Below are 14,116 nucleotides of genomic sequence, written 5' to 3'. Positions count from 1 at the left end.
CGGTGACGTTGCCCGCGGCGCATCCGCGCCGGGCGCTCGCGGCGGGGGTCGTGCTGGTGCTCGCCGCGGGACCGGTGGCGCTCGCGTCCGCGCCCGGCCCGGCCGCGCCGGCGACCACCGCTCCCGCGGCCGACCTGGGCAGCCGGCTCTACCTGGAGCAGTGCGCGAGCTGCCACGGCCCGCAGGGGCAGGGGTCGCAGCGCGGGCCGTCGCTGATCGGCGTCGGCCCGGCCTCGGTGGACTTCCAGCTCTCCACCGGCCGGATGCCCGTGACCCAGGAGGTGCAGCAGTCGTCGCGCCGGCCGCCGGTCTTCTCCCCCGAGGAGATCTCGGCGCTGGTCGACCACGTGGCCAGCTTCGGCGGCGGAGGCCCCCAGATCCCCCGGGTCGGCCCCGGCGACGTCGTCCCGGGCCGAGACCTCTTCGCCGCCAACTGCGCGCCCTGCCACGGGGCGACCGGCTCGGGCGCCGTTCTCACCAACGGCTGGATCGCGCCGCCGCTGTACGACGCCTCGCCCACCCAGGTCGCCGAGGCCGTCCGCGTCGGGCCGGGACTGATGCCGGCCTTTCCCAGCCAGGTGCTGACCGACCGGCAGGTCGACGACCTGACCGGCTACGTCCGGGAGTTGCGCGGCGAGCGGCTGGACCGGGGCGGCAACCCGCTCGGCCGGCTGGGTCCGCTGGCCGAGGGGCTGGTCGCCTGGGCGGTGGTGCTCGGGCTGCTGGTGGGCGCCGTGCGCTGGCTGAGCCGAAGGGCGGGTGAGTGATGAACGGCGGCACCCAGCCGAAGGCCGAGCGGGCCGCGAGCCGCCGGATCGCCGGCGCGTTCCTGGTGAGCGCCGCCGGGGCGATCGGCTTCGCGGTCACGTACGGGCTGGACGGCGGAACCCAGTGGGAGGGCGTGTGCCTTGCGGTCGCCTTCGCCGGCCTGGCGGTGGGGCTCGCGGTCTGGTCCCGGCGGCTGGTCCGGGTCGGCGGTTACGTCGAGGAGCACGAGGGCTTCACCCCGCCCCCGGCCGAGCAGGCGATGACGGCGGCCGTGCTCCACGCGCCGGACAGCCCCACGCGCCGGTGGGGGCTGCTCGCGGCGCTCGGCTTCGCGCTGACTGCTCTCGGCGTCGCCGCGCTGTTCCCGCTGCGTTCCCTGCTCCCGTCGGACCGGCAACGCCCGGCGCGGTCGCTGAAGGACACCCCGTGGGGGCCCGGCGTCCGGCTGGTCGACGGCGAGGGACGACCGTTGCGTCCGGAGGACGTGCCGGCCGACACGCTCGTCGGGGTCTTCCCCGAGGGCGGCGTCGACGTCGGGGACGCCCCGGCGTTCGCGGTCCGTCTCGACCCCGGGCGCTTCATCCGCCAGCCCGCTGGCGGGCACCTGGGCGGACTGGCCGTCTGGTCGCTGCTCTGCACCCACGCAGGCTGTCCGGTACGGCTCTACCTGAAGGGCACCGGCCGGGTGCTCTGTCCCTGCCACCAGTCGTCGTTCGACCTGCTGGCCGGTGCCCGGCCGGTCGCGGGCCCCGCGGCCCGGCCGCTGCCGGGACTGCCGGTCGAGGTGGGCTCCGACGGCTACCTCCGGGCGACCGGCGACTTCACCTCACCGCCCGGCGCCGGCTTCTGGAGCCGGCCATGATCCTCGGCAGCCTGGCCCGCGCGCTGGATGACCGGTTCCGGCTCTCGCCCATCACCCGCCGGGCGCTGGCGAAGGTCTTTCCGGACCACTGGTCGTTCATGCTGGGCGAGATCGCGCTCTACTCGTTCGTCACGCTGATCCTCACCGGGGTCTATCTCACCTTCTTCTTCGACGCCAGCTCCGCCGACCGGGTCTACCACGGCTCCTACGCTCCCCTGGACGGCGCGACCACCTCCGCCGCGTACGCCTCCACCGTGCGGCTGAGCTGGGACGTCCGGGCCGGCCTGCTGATCCGGCAGACCCACCACTGGGCGGCGCTGGCCTTCGTCGCGGCGATCATGCTCCACCTGGCCCGGATCTTCTTCACCGGGGCCTTCCGCAAGCCGCGCGAACTCAACTGGCTGATCGGCGTGACCATGCTCGCCCTCGCCCTGGCAAACGGCTTCACCGGCTACTCGATGCCCGACGATCTCGTGTCCGGGCTGGGCCTGCGGATCATCACCTCCGTGGTGGAGTCCATCCCCGTGGTCGGTACGTGGCTGGTCGCCCTGGCCCTGGCTGGCGAGTTCCCGTCCGACGAGATGATCCCCCGGATGTTCGTCACCCATGTGCTGCTCGTACCGGCCGTCCTCGTCGCTCTCATCTCACTGCACCTGGGTGCCGTGGTTCGGCAGAAGCACACCCAGTTCCCGGGCCCGGGCCGGACCGAGCACAACGTGGTCGGATCCCGGCTGTGGCCGAGCTACACCCTGCGTACCCTCGCCCTCTTCTCCTGGATCCTGGCGGTGCTGTTCGCCCTCGGCGGCCTGGTCCAGATCAACCCGGTCTGGCTGTACGGCCCGTTCGAGCCCGCACAGTCCACCTCACCGGCCCAGCCGGACTGGTACGTCGCCTGGGGCGACGGCGCGCTGCGCCTGTTCCCGCCGTGGGAGTTCCGTGTCGGCGGGTACCTGGTGCCGGCGCCGTTCTTCCCCGGCGTCGTTCTCGGCGGGCTGACCTTCCTCCTCCTCTACCTGTGGCCGTTCCTCGAACGGTGGCGCACAGGCGACCGCCAGCTGCACCAACTGCTCGACCGGCCCCGGGACCACCCGGCCCGGATCGGCATCGGCGTGTGCGCCCTGACCTTCTACGGTCTGCTCGTCGTGGCCGCGGGTGACGACATCCTCGCCCGACTCCTCCGCGTGCCGGTCTACGACCTGCTCACGCTGTTCCGGATCCTGGTGCTCGTCCTGCCGGTCCTGGCCGGTGTCCTCGCCTTTCTCGTCGCGCGGGCGCTGCGCCGCGGGGAGGCATCCTCGCTCGGTGAACTCACCCGGGCCGACCTGCGCCGGGCAACCCGCCCCGCACCCCGGCGCCCGGCCGGCCAGGACGAACCCGAGGTCCCCGACCTGCACCGACCGGGGCAGGTCGAGCTGTGGCCGGAGGGTGCGCTGTGGCGGTGGCGCTACCGGGACGACACCGGGCAGGTGACTCTCACCAGCAACCGGGCGGTCACGTCGCGGGAGGAGGCGGTCGGGGCAGCCCGGCTCGCGTACCCGGGCGTGGACCGGGCGGTGGTGCCCGGCCCGCCGCCGCCCCCGCCGCCCGGCCGGGTCCGCACCGCCCTGCGCCGCTGGGGTCGCGCCGCCGCCGCCGGATCGCTTCTGGTCGGCCTCCTCCTCGACCACCGGCGGCGCGGCGGCCGTCGGGGGCCGCCCCCACCGGACCCGGCCGAACCCGGGTCGCCGCCGGCGGACGAGCCCGCCGGACCGAGCGGGCGGCCGTGAGGGCGCTGATCGGGCACCCGCCCGAGCTGGTCTGGGTCGGGCTCAAGACGGTGCTGCTCTACCTCACCGCCGTGGCCGGTTTCCGGATCAGCCGCCGCCGCACCGTGGGCGAGGTCTCCCCGTACGACTTCGTGGCCGCCGTCGCGGTCGGCGCGATCGTCGGCCGGCTGCCCAGCGCGCCGGACGCCAGCTACCTGGCCGGTATGGTCACCCTGCTGGCGCTCCTCCTCGTCCACGCTCCCGACCCGGGTGGGATCGACTTCGCGGTGCTGGAGCAGCAGGGCCGCCTGTCGATCGTGGCGCGGGCACCGGCCGGATGAATGGGGCGCCCACCTTCGTGCGCCGTCATCCTTGGCTCAGCGGACTCGGTCGTAGACGAGAGCCAACGTGCCATGCTCGCCGGCGGCCTGGCTGGCGAGCGCCCACTGCCCCGTGGGAAGGCCGTCGTCGAAGAGGCGCGGCCCGCCGCCGAGGAAGACCGGGAAGATCGTGAGCGCCAGCCGGTCGACCTCGTCGGCGGCCAGCAGCGCCTTGATGACGCTCGCGCTGGAGAGCACGAGAATGTCGCCGCCCTCGGTCGCCTTGAGGTCCGCGACCACCTCGGCGGTCGGCTTGTCGACGACCGTCGTCCGCTCCCACGGGGCCTCGCCGAGGGCCAGAAACCGAGGAACCGTTACCTTTCAGTGCGCTCTGGCGAGCACACGGTTGGTAGTCCCGCCTTGCGGTGGGACGGTCCCGGTCTGACCGACTGGTGTCGTGCCGGGTTCACGCTTCATGGCCACCTGCCCGCGTACGCGGGTCTTCTGGTCGGCTCCACGTGCTGCCACCGGGCCACTCCCGGCGGTGTCGTGCCTGGCTGTGAGGGCGGCCAGATTGAGCGAGGCGTTGCGGTCCCGATCCATGATCAGGCCACACGCCTGGCAGTGGTACTCGCGCTCGGACAGGGCCAGCTTGGCTTTCGCCGCGCCGCAACCCGAGCAGGTCTTTGAGGATGGATACCAGCGGTCGGCAACCAGCAGCTGGCCGCCGTTCCAGTCGGTCTTGTACGCCAGTTGGCGGCGGCCGCCGGCAGCACGGTGGTGACGAGCGTCGCCCGCTCGGGGCACGCCGAGCCGACGACGGCGCGGCACCGGGCCGCTCAGACCCGGTGCCCGCCGCGCAGGGCCGGGACGTCCTTCAGCGGCGGCACGGCCCGTGGTCGTCTGCCTGGAGCGGGTCACCGTGGCCGACTGCACACGCGCGTCACGCCGGCCGACCGTCGACCTGGTCGAACGCACCACCGCCGGCGCCCACCGGCCGGGTTGGCTCGCCCGTCGGCGGCGGTACGGGCCGTCAAGATCATCCCTTGACGCTTCCGGCGGCCATGCCCGACACGATGTAACGCTGCATGAGCAGGTAGAGCGCCACGGCGGGCAGCGTGTAGATCATTCCGACGGACATGACGGTCTGGACCGGTGTGCTGATCTCCCCGATGAATCCGGCGAGGCCCACGGACATCGGCTGGAGCCCGGGGTCGGTAAGGAAGCTCACCGCGAAGATGTACTCGTTCCACCCATGGAAGAACGCGATGACGGATCCGGCTGCCATGGTGGGCGCGACGATGGGAACGATCACCCGCCACAGGGTGCTGACCGGTGAGCAGCCGTCGATCTTGGCCGCGTTGTCGAGGTCGCGTGGCACGGTGTCGATGGCATTCTTGAGGATCCACGTCACGACCGGCAGCACGAAGGCGGTGTTGCCCAGTACGAGCCCACTGCGGCTGTCCAGCAGGTGGAGCGTCTTGAACACCGACAACAGCGGCACGACGAGCACCGCCTCGGGAAGCATCTGGGTCACGAGGAGCCCGATGCCGACGAGTACCTTGCCACGGAAGTCGAACCGTGACATCGCGTAGGCGATCGGCACGGCCAGTGCCATCGTCAGGGCCGTCGTCCCAGCGGCGATCAAGGCGCTGTTGGTGAGCCAGTGGACGATGGTCGTGTCACTGAACACGTCGGCGAACGTGCCCAGCCCGGACGGGTCGGGCAACAGGGGGGGTCGATCGCCGAACAGTTCGTCGTCGGTACGGGTGGCGGTGATGAGCATCCAGTAGAACGGGAACACGGCGAGACCAACGAGGGCGAGCACGACCGTGACGGCCCCGGTCAGCCCCATTCGGTACTTGAGTCCATGACGCATGGCTAGGCCGACTTCTCTGCTCGGTTGGTGACGACGAAGAAGATGACGGTGATCGCCAGTGAGATGACGACCCCGACGAACCCGACGGCGGCGGCATGCCCGAGCTCACGCTCGACGAATCCCCGCCGGTACAGGTCGATGACCAGGGTGTTGGTGCTCCCGGCCGGTCCACCCTGGGTCATCAGCCAGATCAACTCGAAGCGGCGGATCGACCAGATGGTCATGAGCAGCGCCAGGATCGAGATCGTGGGCCGGATGACCGGCCAGGTGACGGCCCGGAAGCGTTGTGTCCAGGTGGCTCCGTCGAGCATTGCCGCCTCGTGGAGTTCGTCGGGAACGGCCTGCAGCGCGGCGAGGATGATCACGGCGGTGAAGGGGAACAACTGCCAGATCGTGATGAAGAGGATCGTGCCCAGGGCTCGGGAGGTGCTGTCGAGCCACTGCCCGTCGGTGGGCGCGAGGCCGACGCCGCCGAGGGCATCGTTCGCCACGCCGTACTGGGGGTTGAAGATCCACGCCATGATGAGCGCGACGGCGACGGCCGGCGCCGCCCAGGGGATGATCAGCAGCGATCGCGCGATGCCGCGGCCCTTGAAGTTGCGGTTCATCAGGAGCGCCGTGCCGAGTCCGAGGAGCATCGTTCCGAAGACGCAGGCGATGACGTACACGATCGTCACGCGAACGGCGCTGAGGAACCCGGGATCGGCGAAGACGTCGCGGTAGTTGTCCAGGCCGATCAGGTCGATGCTCGTGGGGTTGAGCAGGCTCGTGTCGGAGAAGCTCAGCACGACCTGCTGAAGGAACGGGATGCCCTGGAACGCCACGAGGTAGCAGACGGCCGGCGCTGCGAGGAGGTAGGGCAGCAGACGCTCGCCCGCCCGTCGTCGCGGTGCCGGTTTCGGCCCGCCGACACGCTGGCGGCCGCGCGTCGATGTCGCGTCGAGTACGGACATGTGTGGCTCGTTTCGTCGGGGGACGGGCGTACGCCCGGGGGGATGTACCGGCGGGACGGTGGCTGGGAGTGGGGCCGGCACGGCGCCGGCCCCACTCCCGTGGGCGGCTACTTGCCGGCGAGCTGTTTGGCCTTCTCCTGTGCTCCGTCGAGGGCCTGCTGGATGTCGCCGCCGGTCTGCAGCGCGTTGAGCACCGCTTGCACCACTGCGGAGCGGATCCGCGGCGTCTCGACTTCGAGTCCGGTCGGGATGAACGAACGGGCGTGGTCGCTCTGCGCGTCGAACACCTTGACGAACGGCGACTTGGTGAGCTCCTCCGTGGTCCGTTCCACGGGGGTGGCGACGAGGCTTCCGCCGAGGAAGCCCTGGACGGTCGTCTGCGCTTCCTTACCGAGGAACCAGCGGACGAACGCCTCGGCCGCCTTGGCGTGCTTGGTGTTGGCGTTGATGCCGATGGCGGCCATCACCTGGCCGATGGTCCGCGTCGGGAACGGTGCGGGCGCGGCGGCGATCGGGATGTCGGGGTTGGTGCCACGAAGAACGGTGGGGATCCCGCCGTTGTCGATCATCATGGCGATCTTGCCCGAGGCGAACATGCGGCGGTAGTCGGCGGCGGTCGAGCCCTTCGGGATGACGCCGGCCTTGTAGACGTCGGCGTACGCCTTGACGCCGGCGACCGTCTGTGGGCTGTTGATCGTGGGGTTGCCGGCGTCGTCGCTCCACGCGCCGCCCGCGCCGTAGACGAAGTTGCTCAGGTCGTACCAGACACCGGCCTCCTCGGCCTGGGTGGTCCGGAACGCGAAGCCGAACCGGCCGTCCACCGTCTGTTCGTGGGCGACACGGACGAACTCCTCGAACGTCGCCGGCGGCTTCGGAACGAGGTCGGGGTTGTAGATGAGCGCGTAGTTGGAGACGTCGAGCGGGACGCCCCACTGGTGGTCGTCCATGACGAGAGACTCGGCGGCCGCGGTGAGGTCGACGTCCTTCACGACATCGTCCAGCGGACGGATCAGTTTCGCGTCGGCGGCCTCGTAGATGTTCATCTGGTCGAACGCGATGACGTCGGGGCCCTTACCCTGGCCGAGCTGCGTGAAGATGGTCGTGCCGAAGGACGCGAACGGGATGGAGACCGGTTTGACGACGTAGTCGTCCTGGCTGGCGTTGAACTTCTCCAGCAGAGCCGTCAGTTCCGGGCCCCGCTTCGGCTCGCCGAGCATCGACGCGGCGAAGGTGATGGTTTCCGGGCCGTCGCTGTCGGTACCGGCGGAATCGCCGCAGCCAGCGAGGAGGGCGAGTGCGGTCACGGCGCAGATGCTGACGCCGAGTCGGTGGTGTCGCATGCCTTACCTCTGATCTTCTCTGCCGCCAGGAACGCTGGCGAGGTGATCGGCAGGGTCGACGGGCGCACGGTGGTGGTGGGAGGCGTTGTCGACTGCCGGGTCGGTTGGTGATCCGGTGATCCGGATCGGGGGGATGGCACCGGCGGCCATCCGGGCGAACTGCGCGGCACCGAGGCTCGTGGCCTCGGAGATGTCCGGCAGTTCGTAGTCGCCGAGATAGCGGCGCTTGATCTCGCGGACCGCGTGGCTGGTCAGCCCGCCACCGGTCATGATGCGTCGGCGGGCGGGGATCCCGGCCACGACGTCGAGTTGGTGGACCAGGTAGGCGGCGCGTTCCTGCACCGCCTCGATGACGGCTCGCCACACCTCGGCCCGGTCCGGTTCGTAGTCGATGTTGGTGAGCTGAGCCTGGTCGAGCCAGACGTTCGAGACGCGGGGTCCGTCGACCCGAGGGACCACGGCGAGCGCCGCCTCGTCCAGCGCCGGCAGCTCGTCGCGCTGGATTCCCATGAGCTTCAGGAACCGCCCCATGCCGATCCCGCTGCGCACGCTGGCCATGGCCTGCAGCCGTCCGGGAAACACGTCCCGGCCGACGGACAGCCCGCGGTTCACCGCATCCACCAGGTTGAGCGCGTTCCACGGATGCTCGGGAAGGTGCCGGATGATCGCCTCGCCGGTGCCGCACGAGTCGACGAGATCGGCGTCGTCGAGGGCGCCGAGCCCGACCGCGGCCACGAGGTGGTCGAGGCCGGCGATGGTGACGTGCGCGCCGCGGATCCTGGCCGGCCCGGTCGTCACCGGGCCGAGCGAGGTGCCGGCCCCGACCCGGTCGGGCAGCAGGGTCGGCGGCACGCCCGCCCAGGCGCTGGTCTCCTCCGACTGCCGGCCGGAGACGACGTCGAGGAGTCCGGTGCGGCTGGCCAGTGACGCCTCGCCGGCGAGCGCCCCGGTCAACCGGAACGCGAGCCACTCCTGGATGCTGAGCCACCGGACCCACTGCGACAGCGGGGCGTACCGCTCGGCCAGCCAGGCGAACTTGAACAGCGACGGCTTGAGGTTCACGGGCAGGCCGCTGCTGCCGGTGAACGCCTCCAGGCCGAGCGTGACGGCGAGCCGGTCGAGCTGGTTGGCGCCGTGCACGTCGTACCAGGGCAGGCCAGGTGCCAGGATGTCGCCCCGCGCGCCCAGCGGCACGCCGGTCTCGCCGAACCCGGTGAGGCCGATGCCGACCACCCGGCCCGCCGGGTGGTCGGCGAGCAACGCTTCGAGGTGCTGGAGTACCTCGTCGAGCAGCCGGTCCGGGGCGAGGATCGTGGCTCCCGCCGTACGCTCCCAGGGGGTGGCCCGAGAGCTCAGCGCGACGGTGTTCCCGTCGGCGTCCACGATCTGGATCTTCGTGTACGTCGTGCCGACGTCGACGCCGAGGTAGAACTCGTCGGCCGCTCTGGTCATGGGAGGTCCCCGGCCCTGCCCTCGAAGGCGTTCACGTACGACACGAACCGGTCGGCGATCTCCGCGCGGGCCTGCGCCGCGTCGAGTCGGCCGGTCATCAGCCCCTCCAGGCTCGGCGCCCAGGTGCTGCGGCCGATCGCGAAGCCGGTGAAGCCGTCGGCCCGCCCGGCCACGTGCAGCCAGTGCAGGATCTGCGCGTCGTCGGCGCCGCGGCCGAGAACGATGCACTCGACGTCGTCGCGGCCGTCCGCCCGCGCCTGTGCGGCAACCGCCTGGTACTGGTCGACGGTGGCGAGGCCCTCGACCTTCCAGATGTCCGCTTCGATGCCAGCCTGCTGGTAGGCACGGATCGTGTCCACCATGATCTGCGGGCGCAGTTCGGTGTCGAACCGCTCCCGGTCGCCGCCGACCGCCTCCAACTGCTCGACGGACGGGAGCACGAGAAGCTCCAGCATCAGCCGCTGACGCCGCGGGGACACCCACTCCGAGAGTTCCCGGAGCCGGGACATCGAGACGGCGAGGAGGTCGGCCGGCAGCGTCTCGTCGGCGATGGCGAGCACCTTCACGTGGTCGGGGTCGAATGCCTCGACGTGTACGTCGAACTGGTCGCCGTACTCGAGCTCGAAGACCCGTTGCAGGCTGCGCTCGGCCGGCATGGCCAGTACGAGCCCCTGTCCGGTGACCTCCCGGGCGATGTCGGCGCCGTACTCCTCGTCGACGAGGACGCCGAGCGTCGACCGCTGCAGCCCGCGTGCGGCGATCGCGAGCGGCAACGACTCCCAGATGACGCGCTTGAGCGCGGAGTAGTCGACCGGCCGCCCCTGGTAGGTGCCCCCGTGCTCGCCGAACATCTTCGTCAGTGAGGCGCGGTGATCGAAGGCAAGCATGTACAACGTGCTCATCGGGTGACTCCGATTCTCAAAGGGTGGCCGCCACTGCGACGGTCTTGACCCGGGTGTAGAAGGCGAGTCCGTCCAGGCCGTGCTCCTTGAACGCGGAACCGGACTCCTTGAACCCGCCGAACGCCTGGTGCACGTCCCAGCCGCTGGGCGCGAGATTGACGACGACCTGGCCGGTCTCCATGCCGCGGACGAACGCCTCCGCCGCGGCCAGGTCGTTGGTGAAGATGCCCGACGCCAGTCCGTAGGTCGTCTCGTTGGCGATGCCGATCGCCTCGTCCAGGTCGCCGAACGGCATGACCGCGACGACCGGGCCGAACACCTCGTCGGTCCAGATCCGCATGTCGGGGGTGACACCGGTGACGACGGTCGGCCTGACAAAGCAGCCGCGGGCCGCGGCGCCGTCGCTGAGTCGCGCGCCGCCGGCAGCGATGACCGCGCCCTGCTCGCGGGCAGTGCCGATCAGGGCGAGCACCTTGTCGAGTTGGCGCTGGTTCACCACCGGGCCCATGGTCGTCGCCGCGTCGGCGGCCGGTCCGACGGCGACCGCGCCGGCTCGCGCGACGATCTGCTCCACGACCTCGTCGTAGCGGTCCCGATGGACGAGGAGACGGCTCACCGCGGTGCACCGCTGACCGGTCTGGCCGAAGATCGACGGCAGCAGCACCTCGAGCGCCCGGGTGACATCGGCGTCGGCCATGATCACCGCCGCGTTCTTGCCGCCCATCTCCGTCTGCAGACGGGTGCCGGTGCCAGCGATCGCCTGGCCGAGGTGGCGGCCGGTCGCGGTGGAGCCGGTGAACGTGATCCCCGCGATCCGCGGGTCGCGGACCAGCGTGTCGCCGACCTCCGTGACGTCGCCGGTGACCGTGTTGAAGGTCCCCGCGGGCAGTCCGGCGTCGTTCATCACCTGGGCGAGGAGCAACGCCACGGCGGGCGTGTCCGGGCTGGGCTTCAGGACCACGGTGTTGCCCTGGATCAGCGCGGGTGCGGCCTTGCGGACCGGCACCATCAGCGGGTCGTTCCACGGGGTGATGGCGAGGACGACGCCAATGGGCTCGTGTCGTGTCGTGGTCACGACACCGGGGCGACGGTCCGGCACGACGTCGCCGTGCGGGAGACGACCGACGCCGGCGAAGAACTCCACCAGCTCGGCACTGCGCTCGACCTCGATCGTCGCTTCGGCGGTGGTCTTACCCATCTCGCGGCAGATCGTGTCCCGGAACTGGTCGGCTCTCTCCCGGATGAGCGCGGCGACGGCGAACAGGTACTTGCCACGCAGCACGCTCGGCGTGTCCCGCCAGGCCGGCAACGCCGCCACGGCGGCGTCGATGGCCGAGCGGGCCTCGGCGGCGGACATCCGGGGCACGACCGCGACGACGTCGGAGGAATCCGCCGGGTTCGTCGACACATCCGTGCCGGCCGCGCCGTCGACGTACGTCCCGTTCACGAGGTTGCGCAGGGTCAGGGTGCCGGCGTCGCTCATTTCTCCACGACCTCCCACGGGCCGACCAGGTAGCGGTCGAGGGCCTCCTCGGAGAAGCCGAACCCCAGCCCCGGCGTCTGGTGCAGCCGGATGACACCCCCGGCGACGTCGAGCTGACGGTCGAGGAGCGTGTTGATGTTGTGGATGTCGTTGCCGACGAAGTACTCGACGAAGATCGCGGCCGGAAACGCGCCCACCATCGGCGCGTGCAGGTCGTGGAACCAGTGCGGCGCGAGCGACACCCCGTACGCGCTGGCCAGGTCGGCGATCTTCCGAAGCTCGCTCAGACCGCCGCAGACGGCGGCGTCGCACTGGAGGATCACCGCGGCCTCGGCGTCCAGCAGGCTCTTCGCCCGCCAGCGGCCGGCCTCGATCTCGCCGGTGGCGACCGTGATCGGCGTCGCCTTCGCCAGCCGCGCGTGGTTCTCGATGTCGTCGGGCCCGAACGGCTCCTCGATGAAGTAGGGGTCGAACTCCTCCCAGCGACGCAGCGCGCGAACGGCACTCGGCAGGTCGCTCCACGTGTTGTTGGCGTCGAGCATCAGCACCCCCTCGGTGCCGATCACCTCTCGTGCCGCGGCGATACGAGCCCGGTCCTCCTCGACACCGACCCGCCCGACCTTGATCTTGAAGGCGGAGAAGCCGAGGTCCTTGTAGCCCTGAAGCTCGGCCGCGAGCCCGTCGACACCCTTGCCGTCGAGGTAGTAACCGCCGGAGGCGTACGCCGGGACCTCGTCGGAGTGGCCACCCAGGTACTTGTGCAGCGGCATGGCGGCAGCGCGGGCGCTGCGGTCCCAGAGCGCGATGTCGAGGGCGGACAGGCCGCGGACGACCGAGCCCACCCGGCCGTGGAGCAGTGCCTCCTGGTACATCGCCTGCCAGGCGCCCTCGATGAGGTCGGCGTCCCGGCCGAGCAGGACGGGGGCCAGCAGGTCGCGCACCGCCAGCGTGGCGATGTTGGCCCTGCTGTGTCCGGGGTAGCAGAAACCGATTCCGGTCACGTCGTCGTCGGCGGTGATCCGGACGAGCGTGTACTCACGATTGGTGATCGTCCGTCGCGCGATGCCCGTGACCTGTGGTAGGGGCACAACGGCGGTGGCGACCTCGATCCGGGTGATGACAGGCATGCAGATTGGTCCTCGTCGGCTCCGCGAGCGCCTTGGCGCGCTCGTCGATCGGGGGCCAACGTAAGGGGGGCCTGGCCTGGCTGAATAGCAATCGTCAGTAACATTGATTTCCTCTATAGGAAATCCTGATGCAACACCCGCACGGGAGGCACACGGTGGAGACTCGCTGGCTGGAGACCTTCGTGGCCGTGGCGGACCGGCGCGGTTTCGCCGCGGCCGCCGCCGAGCTGGGCGTGTCCCAGCCCACCGTGAGCGCCCAGATCGCCGCCCTCGAGAAGGAGTTCGGCGTGGCGCTCTTCGACCGTGATCGTCGCCCCATCGGCCTCACCGACCGTGGCCGCGCTCTGCTGGTCCACGCCCACGCGATCCTCGGGGAGATCGAGTCGGCACGAGGCAACGTCAGCGAGTCGGTCGGGCGCAGACGGGGGGAGGTGCGCCTGGGCACCTACCCGAGTGCGACGGCCGGCTACGTCCCCGAGCTGTTGAAGGCCTTCCGGGCGGTGTATCCGCTGATCCGGGTGCGGCTCGTCGAGCTGGGCGGCGCCCACCTGCACGACGCGGCGATCCATGGCGACGTCCAGCTGTTCCTCCGCCAGACCACGCCGCCACTGTCGGAGACGGTCTTTCGCAGCCACCCCATGTGGCGGGAGAGGTTCAAGGTGGTCACGCCCGCGCACCACCCGCTGGCCAGATCCGACGAGCCGCTAGCCCCCGCCCACCTGCTCAAGCATCCGCTCATCATGACCGGCCGATACGACACGGACAGCCTGCAGACCCACCCTCTCTGGTTCTCGCTCCAGCAACCGCCCCCGCTGGCGTACCAGGTGAGCAACCCCCAGTCACTCGTCGCGCTGGTCGGCGCCGGCCTCGGTGTCGGCGTCACCACCCAGCTGGCCATGGACGTGTCCCGCACCGACAACCTGCATGTCCGCGACATCGACCATCCCGACGCCGTTCGTGACGTCCGGGTGTGGTGGCCGCGGCAACGCCGCCTGTCGCTCCCCGCCCAGACACTGCTGCAGTTCATGACCGAGACCGCCGCCGTCCCCTACAACACCATCGACATGCGCAAGAAACCACGGCCCGCATGATCCGGCGGCGCGCCCGCTGGCGGCCTCGCTGGTTCGGCTGCCGTATATCCACCAGCCGAGCAGGTCGGGCCGTCGAGTGTGCGGTGACGGCCTGGGCGGGTTCTCGGCACGCCGCCAGCCGCGCCTGACCGGCGGCAGCGCGGAAGCCGCCCGGCAGTTTGGCTTCGACTGGCCGGCGCGACTCTGAAGGCGGA

The 14,116-nt window shown here is 70.9% G+C and carries 14 protein-coding genes; 5 read left to right on the top strand and 9 right to left on the bottom strand.

Features of this window, described 5'->3' with window-relative positions; all coding sequences use genetic code 11:
- Window positions 1-2: 2 nt before the first annotated feature.
- From ABGB16_RS12535 to ABGB16_RS12520, 4 genes are read left to right on the top strand one after another with little or no spacing between them, the layout of a single operon-like run.
- Window positions 3-767 carry a c-type cytochrome gene (locus tag ABGB16_RS12535; RefSeq protein WP_347668182.1) on the top strand — a complete coding sequence of 255 codons (765 nt, stop codon included), beginning with the start codon at window positions 3-5 and terminating at the stop codon, window positions 765-767.
- On the top strand, window positions 767-1,630 hold the full coding sequence (locus ABGB16_RS12530) for a Rieske 2Fe-2S domain-containing protein (protein ID WP_347668181.1): 864 nt from the start codon (window positions 767-769) through the stop codon (window positions 1,628-1,630). The genes ABGB16_RS12535 and ABGB16_RS12530 overlap by 1 nt, the downstream gene beginning before the upstream one ends.
- Window positions 1,627-3,396: a cytochrome bc complex cytochrome b subunit gene (locus tag ABGB16_RS12525; protein ID WP_347668180.1), complete on the top strand. Its 1,770-nt coding sequence runs from the start codon at window positions 1,627-1,629 to the stop codon at window positions 3,394-3,396. The genes ABGB16_RS12530 and ABGB16_RS12525 overlap by 4 nt, the downstream gene beginning before the upstream one ends.
- Window positions 3,393-3,716 carry a hypothetical protein gene (locus tag ABGB16_RS12520; protein WP_347668179.1) on the top strand — a complete coding sequence of 108 codons (324 nt, stop codon included), beginning with the start codon at window positions 3,393-3,395 and terminating at the stop codon, window positions 3,714-3,716. Before ABGB16_RS12525 ends, ABGB16_RS12520 begins: the two co-directional genes overlap by 4 nt.
- 36 nt (window positions 3,717-3,752) lie before the next feature.
- Here ABGB16_RS12520 and ABGB16_RS12515 read toward each other — a convergent pair whose 3' ends face one another.
- The 9 genes from ABGB16_RS12515 to ABGB16_RS12475 form a co-directional block, all read right to left on the bottom strand.
- Window positions 3,753-3,995, bottom strand: a complete 243-nt coding sequence (locus ABGB16_RS12515; protein ID WP_347668178.1) for a dihydrofolate reductase family protein — start codon at window positions 3,993-3,995, stop codon at window positions 3,753-3,755.
- A gap of 81 nt (window positions 3,996-4,076) precedes the next feature.
- Window positions 4,077-4,616, bottom strand: a complete 540-nt coding sequence (locus ABGB16_RS12510; protein ID WP_347668177.1) for a zinc ribbon domain-containing protein — start codon at window positions 4,614-4,616, stop codon at window positions 4,077-4,079.
- A 118-nt stretch (window positions 4,617-4,734) separates the two neighbouring features.
- Window positions 4,735-5,481: a carbohydrate ABC transporter permease gene (locus ABGB16_RS12505; RefSeq protein ID WP_347668176.1), complete on the bottom strand. Its 747-nt coding sequence runs from the start codon at window positions 5,479-5,481 to the stop codon at window positions 4,735-4,737.
- A 95-nt stretch (window positions 5,482-5,576) separates the two neighbouring features.
- Window positions 5,577-6,527, bottom strand: a complete 951-nt coding sequence (locus ABGB16_RS12500) for a sugar ABC transporter permease (protein WP_347668175.1) — start codon at window positions 6,525-6,527, stop codon at window positions 5,577-5,579.
- Window positions 6,528-6,634: 107 nt separating this feature from the next.
- A complete protein-coding gene (locus tag ABGB16_RS12495; RefSeq protein WP_347668174.1) occupies window positions 6,635-7,831 on the bottom strand; it encodes a sugar ABC transporter substrate-binding protein in 1,197 nt (398 codons plus the stop codon).
- A gap of 39 nt (window positions 7,832-7,870) precedes the next feature.
- A complete protein-coding gene (locus ABGB16_RS12490) occupies window positions 7,871-9,319 on the bottom strand; it encodes an FGGY family carbohydrate kinase (protein ID WP_347668173.1) in 1,449 nt (482 codons plus the stop codon).
- Window positions 9,316-10,221 (bottom strand): DUF2090 domain-containing protein, encoded by a 906-nt coding sequence (locus ABGB16_RS12485; protein WP_347668172.1) that lies wholly within the window; start codon window positions 10,219-10,221, stop codon window positions 9,316-9,318. Before ABGB16_RS12485 ends, ABGB16_RS12490 begins: the two co-directional genes overlap by 4 nt.
- Window positions 10,222-10,237: 16 nt before the next feature.
- Window positions 10,238-11,704: an aldehyde dehydrogenase family protein gene (locus ABGB16_RS12480; RefSeq protein WP_347668171.1), complete on the bottom strand. Its 1,467-nt coding sequence runs from the start codon at window positions 11,702-11,704 to the stop codon at window positions 10,238-10,240.
- Complete coding sequence (locus tag ABGB16_RS12475) at window positions 11,701-12,831, bottom strand: mandelate racemase/muconate lactonizing enzyme family protein (RefSeq protein ID WP_347668170.1); 1,131 nt, start codon at window positions 12,829-12,831, stop codon at window positions 11,701-11,703. Before ABGB16_RS12475 ends, ABGB16_RS12480 begins: the two co-directional genes overlap by 4 nt.
- Before the next feature lie 155 nt (window positions 12,832-12,986).
- On the opposite strand from ABGB16_RS12475, the gene ABGB16_RS12470 reads away from it, so the two are divergent.
- Window positions 12,987-13,922 (top strand): LysR family transcriptional regulator, encoded by a 936-nt coding sequence (locus ABGB16_RS12470; protein WP_347668169.1) that lies wholly within the window; start codon window positions 12,987-12,989, stop codon window positions 13,920-13,922.
- The last annotated feature ends 194 nt before the right edge of the window (window positions 13,923-14,116 follow it).

Source organism: Micromonospora sp. B11E3, assembly GCF_039871625.1.
In the GTDB taxonomy this organism is placed as follows: domain Bacteria; phylum Actinomycetota; class Actinomycetes; order Mycobacteriales; family Micromonosporaceae; genus Micromonospora.
Note: the sequence above shows the minus strand (reverse complement) of the source record. Positions and strands in the feature narration are given on the sequence as shown.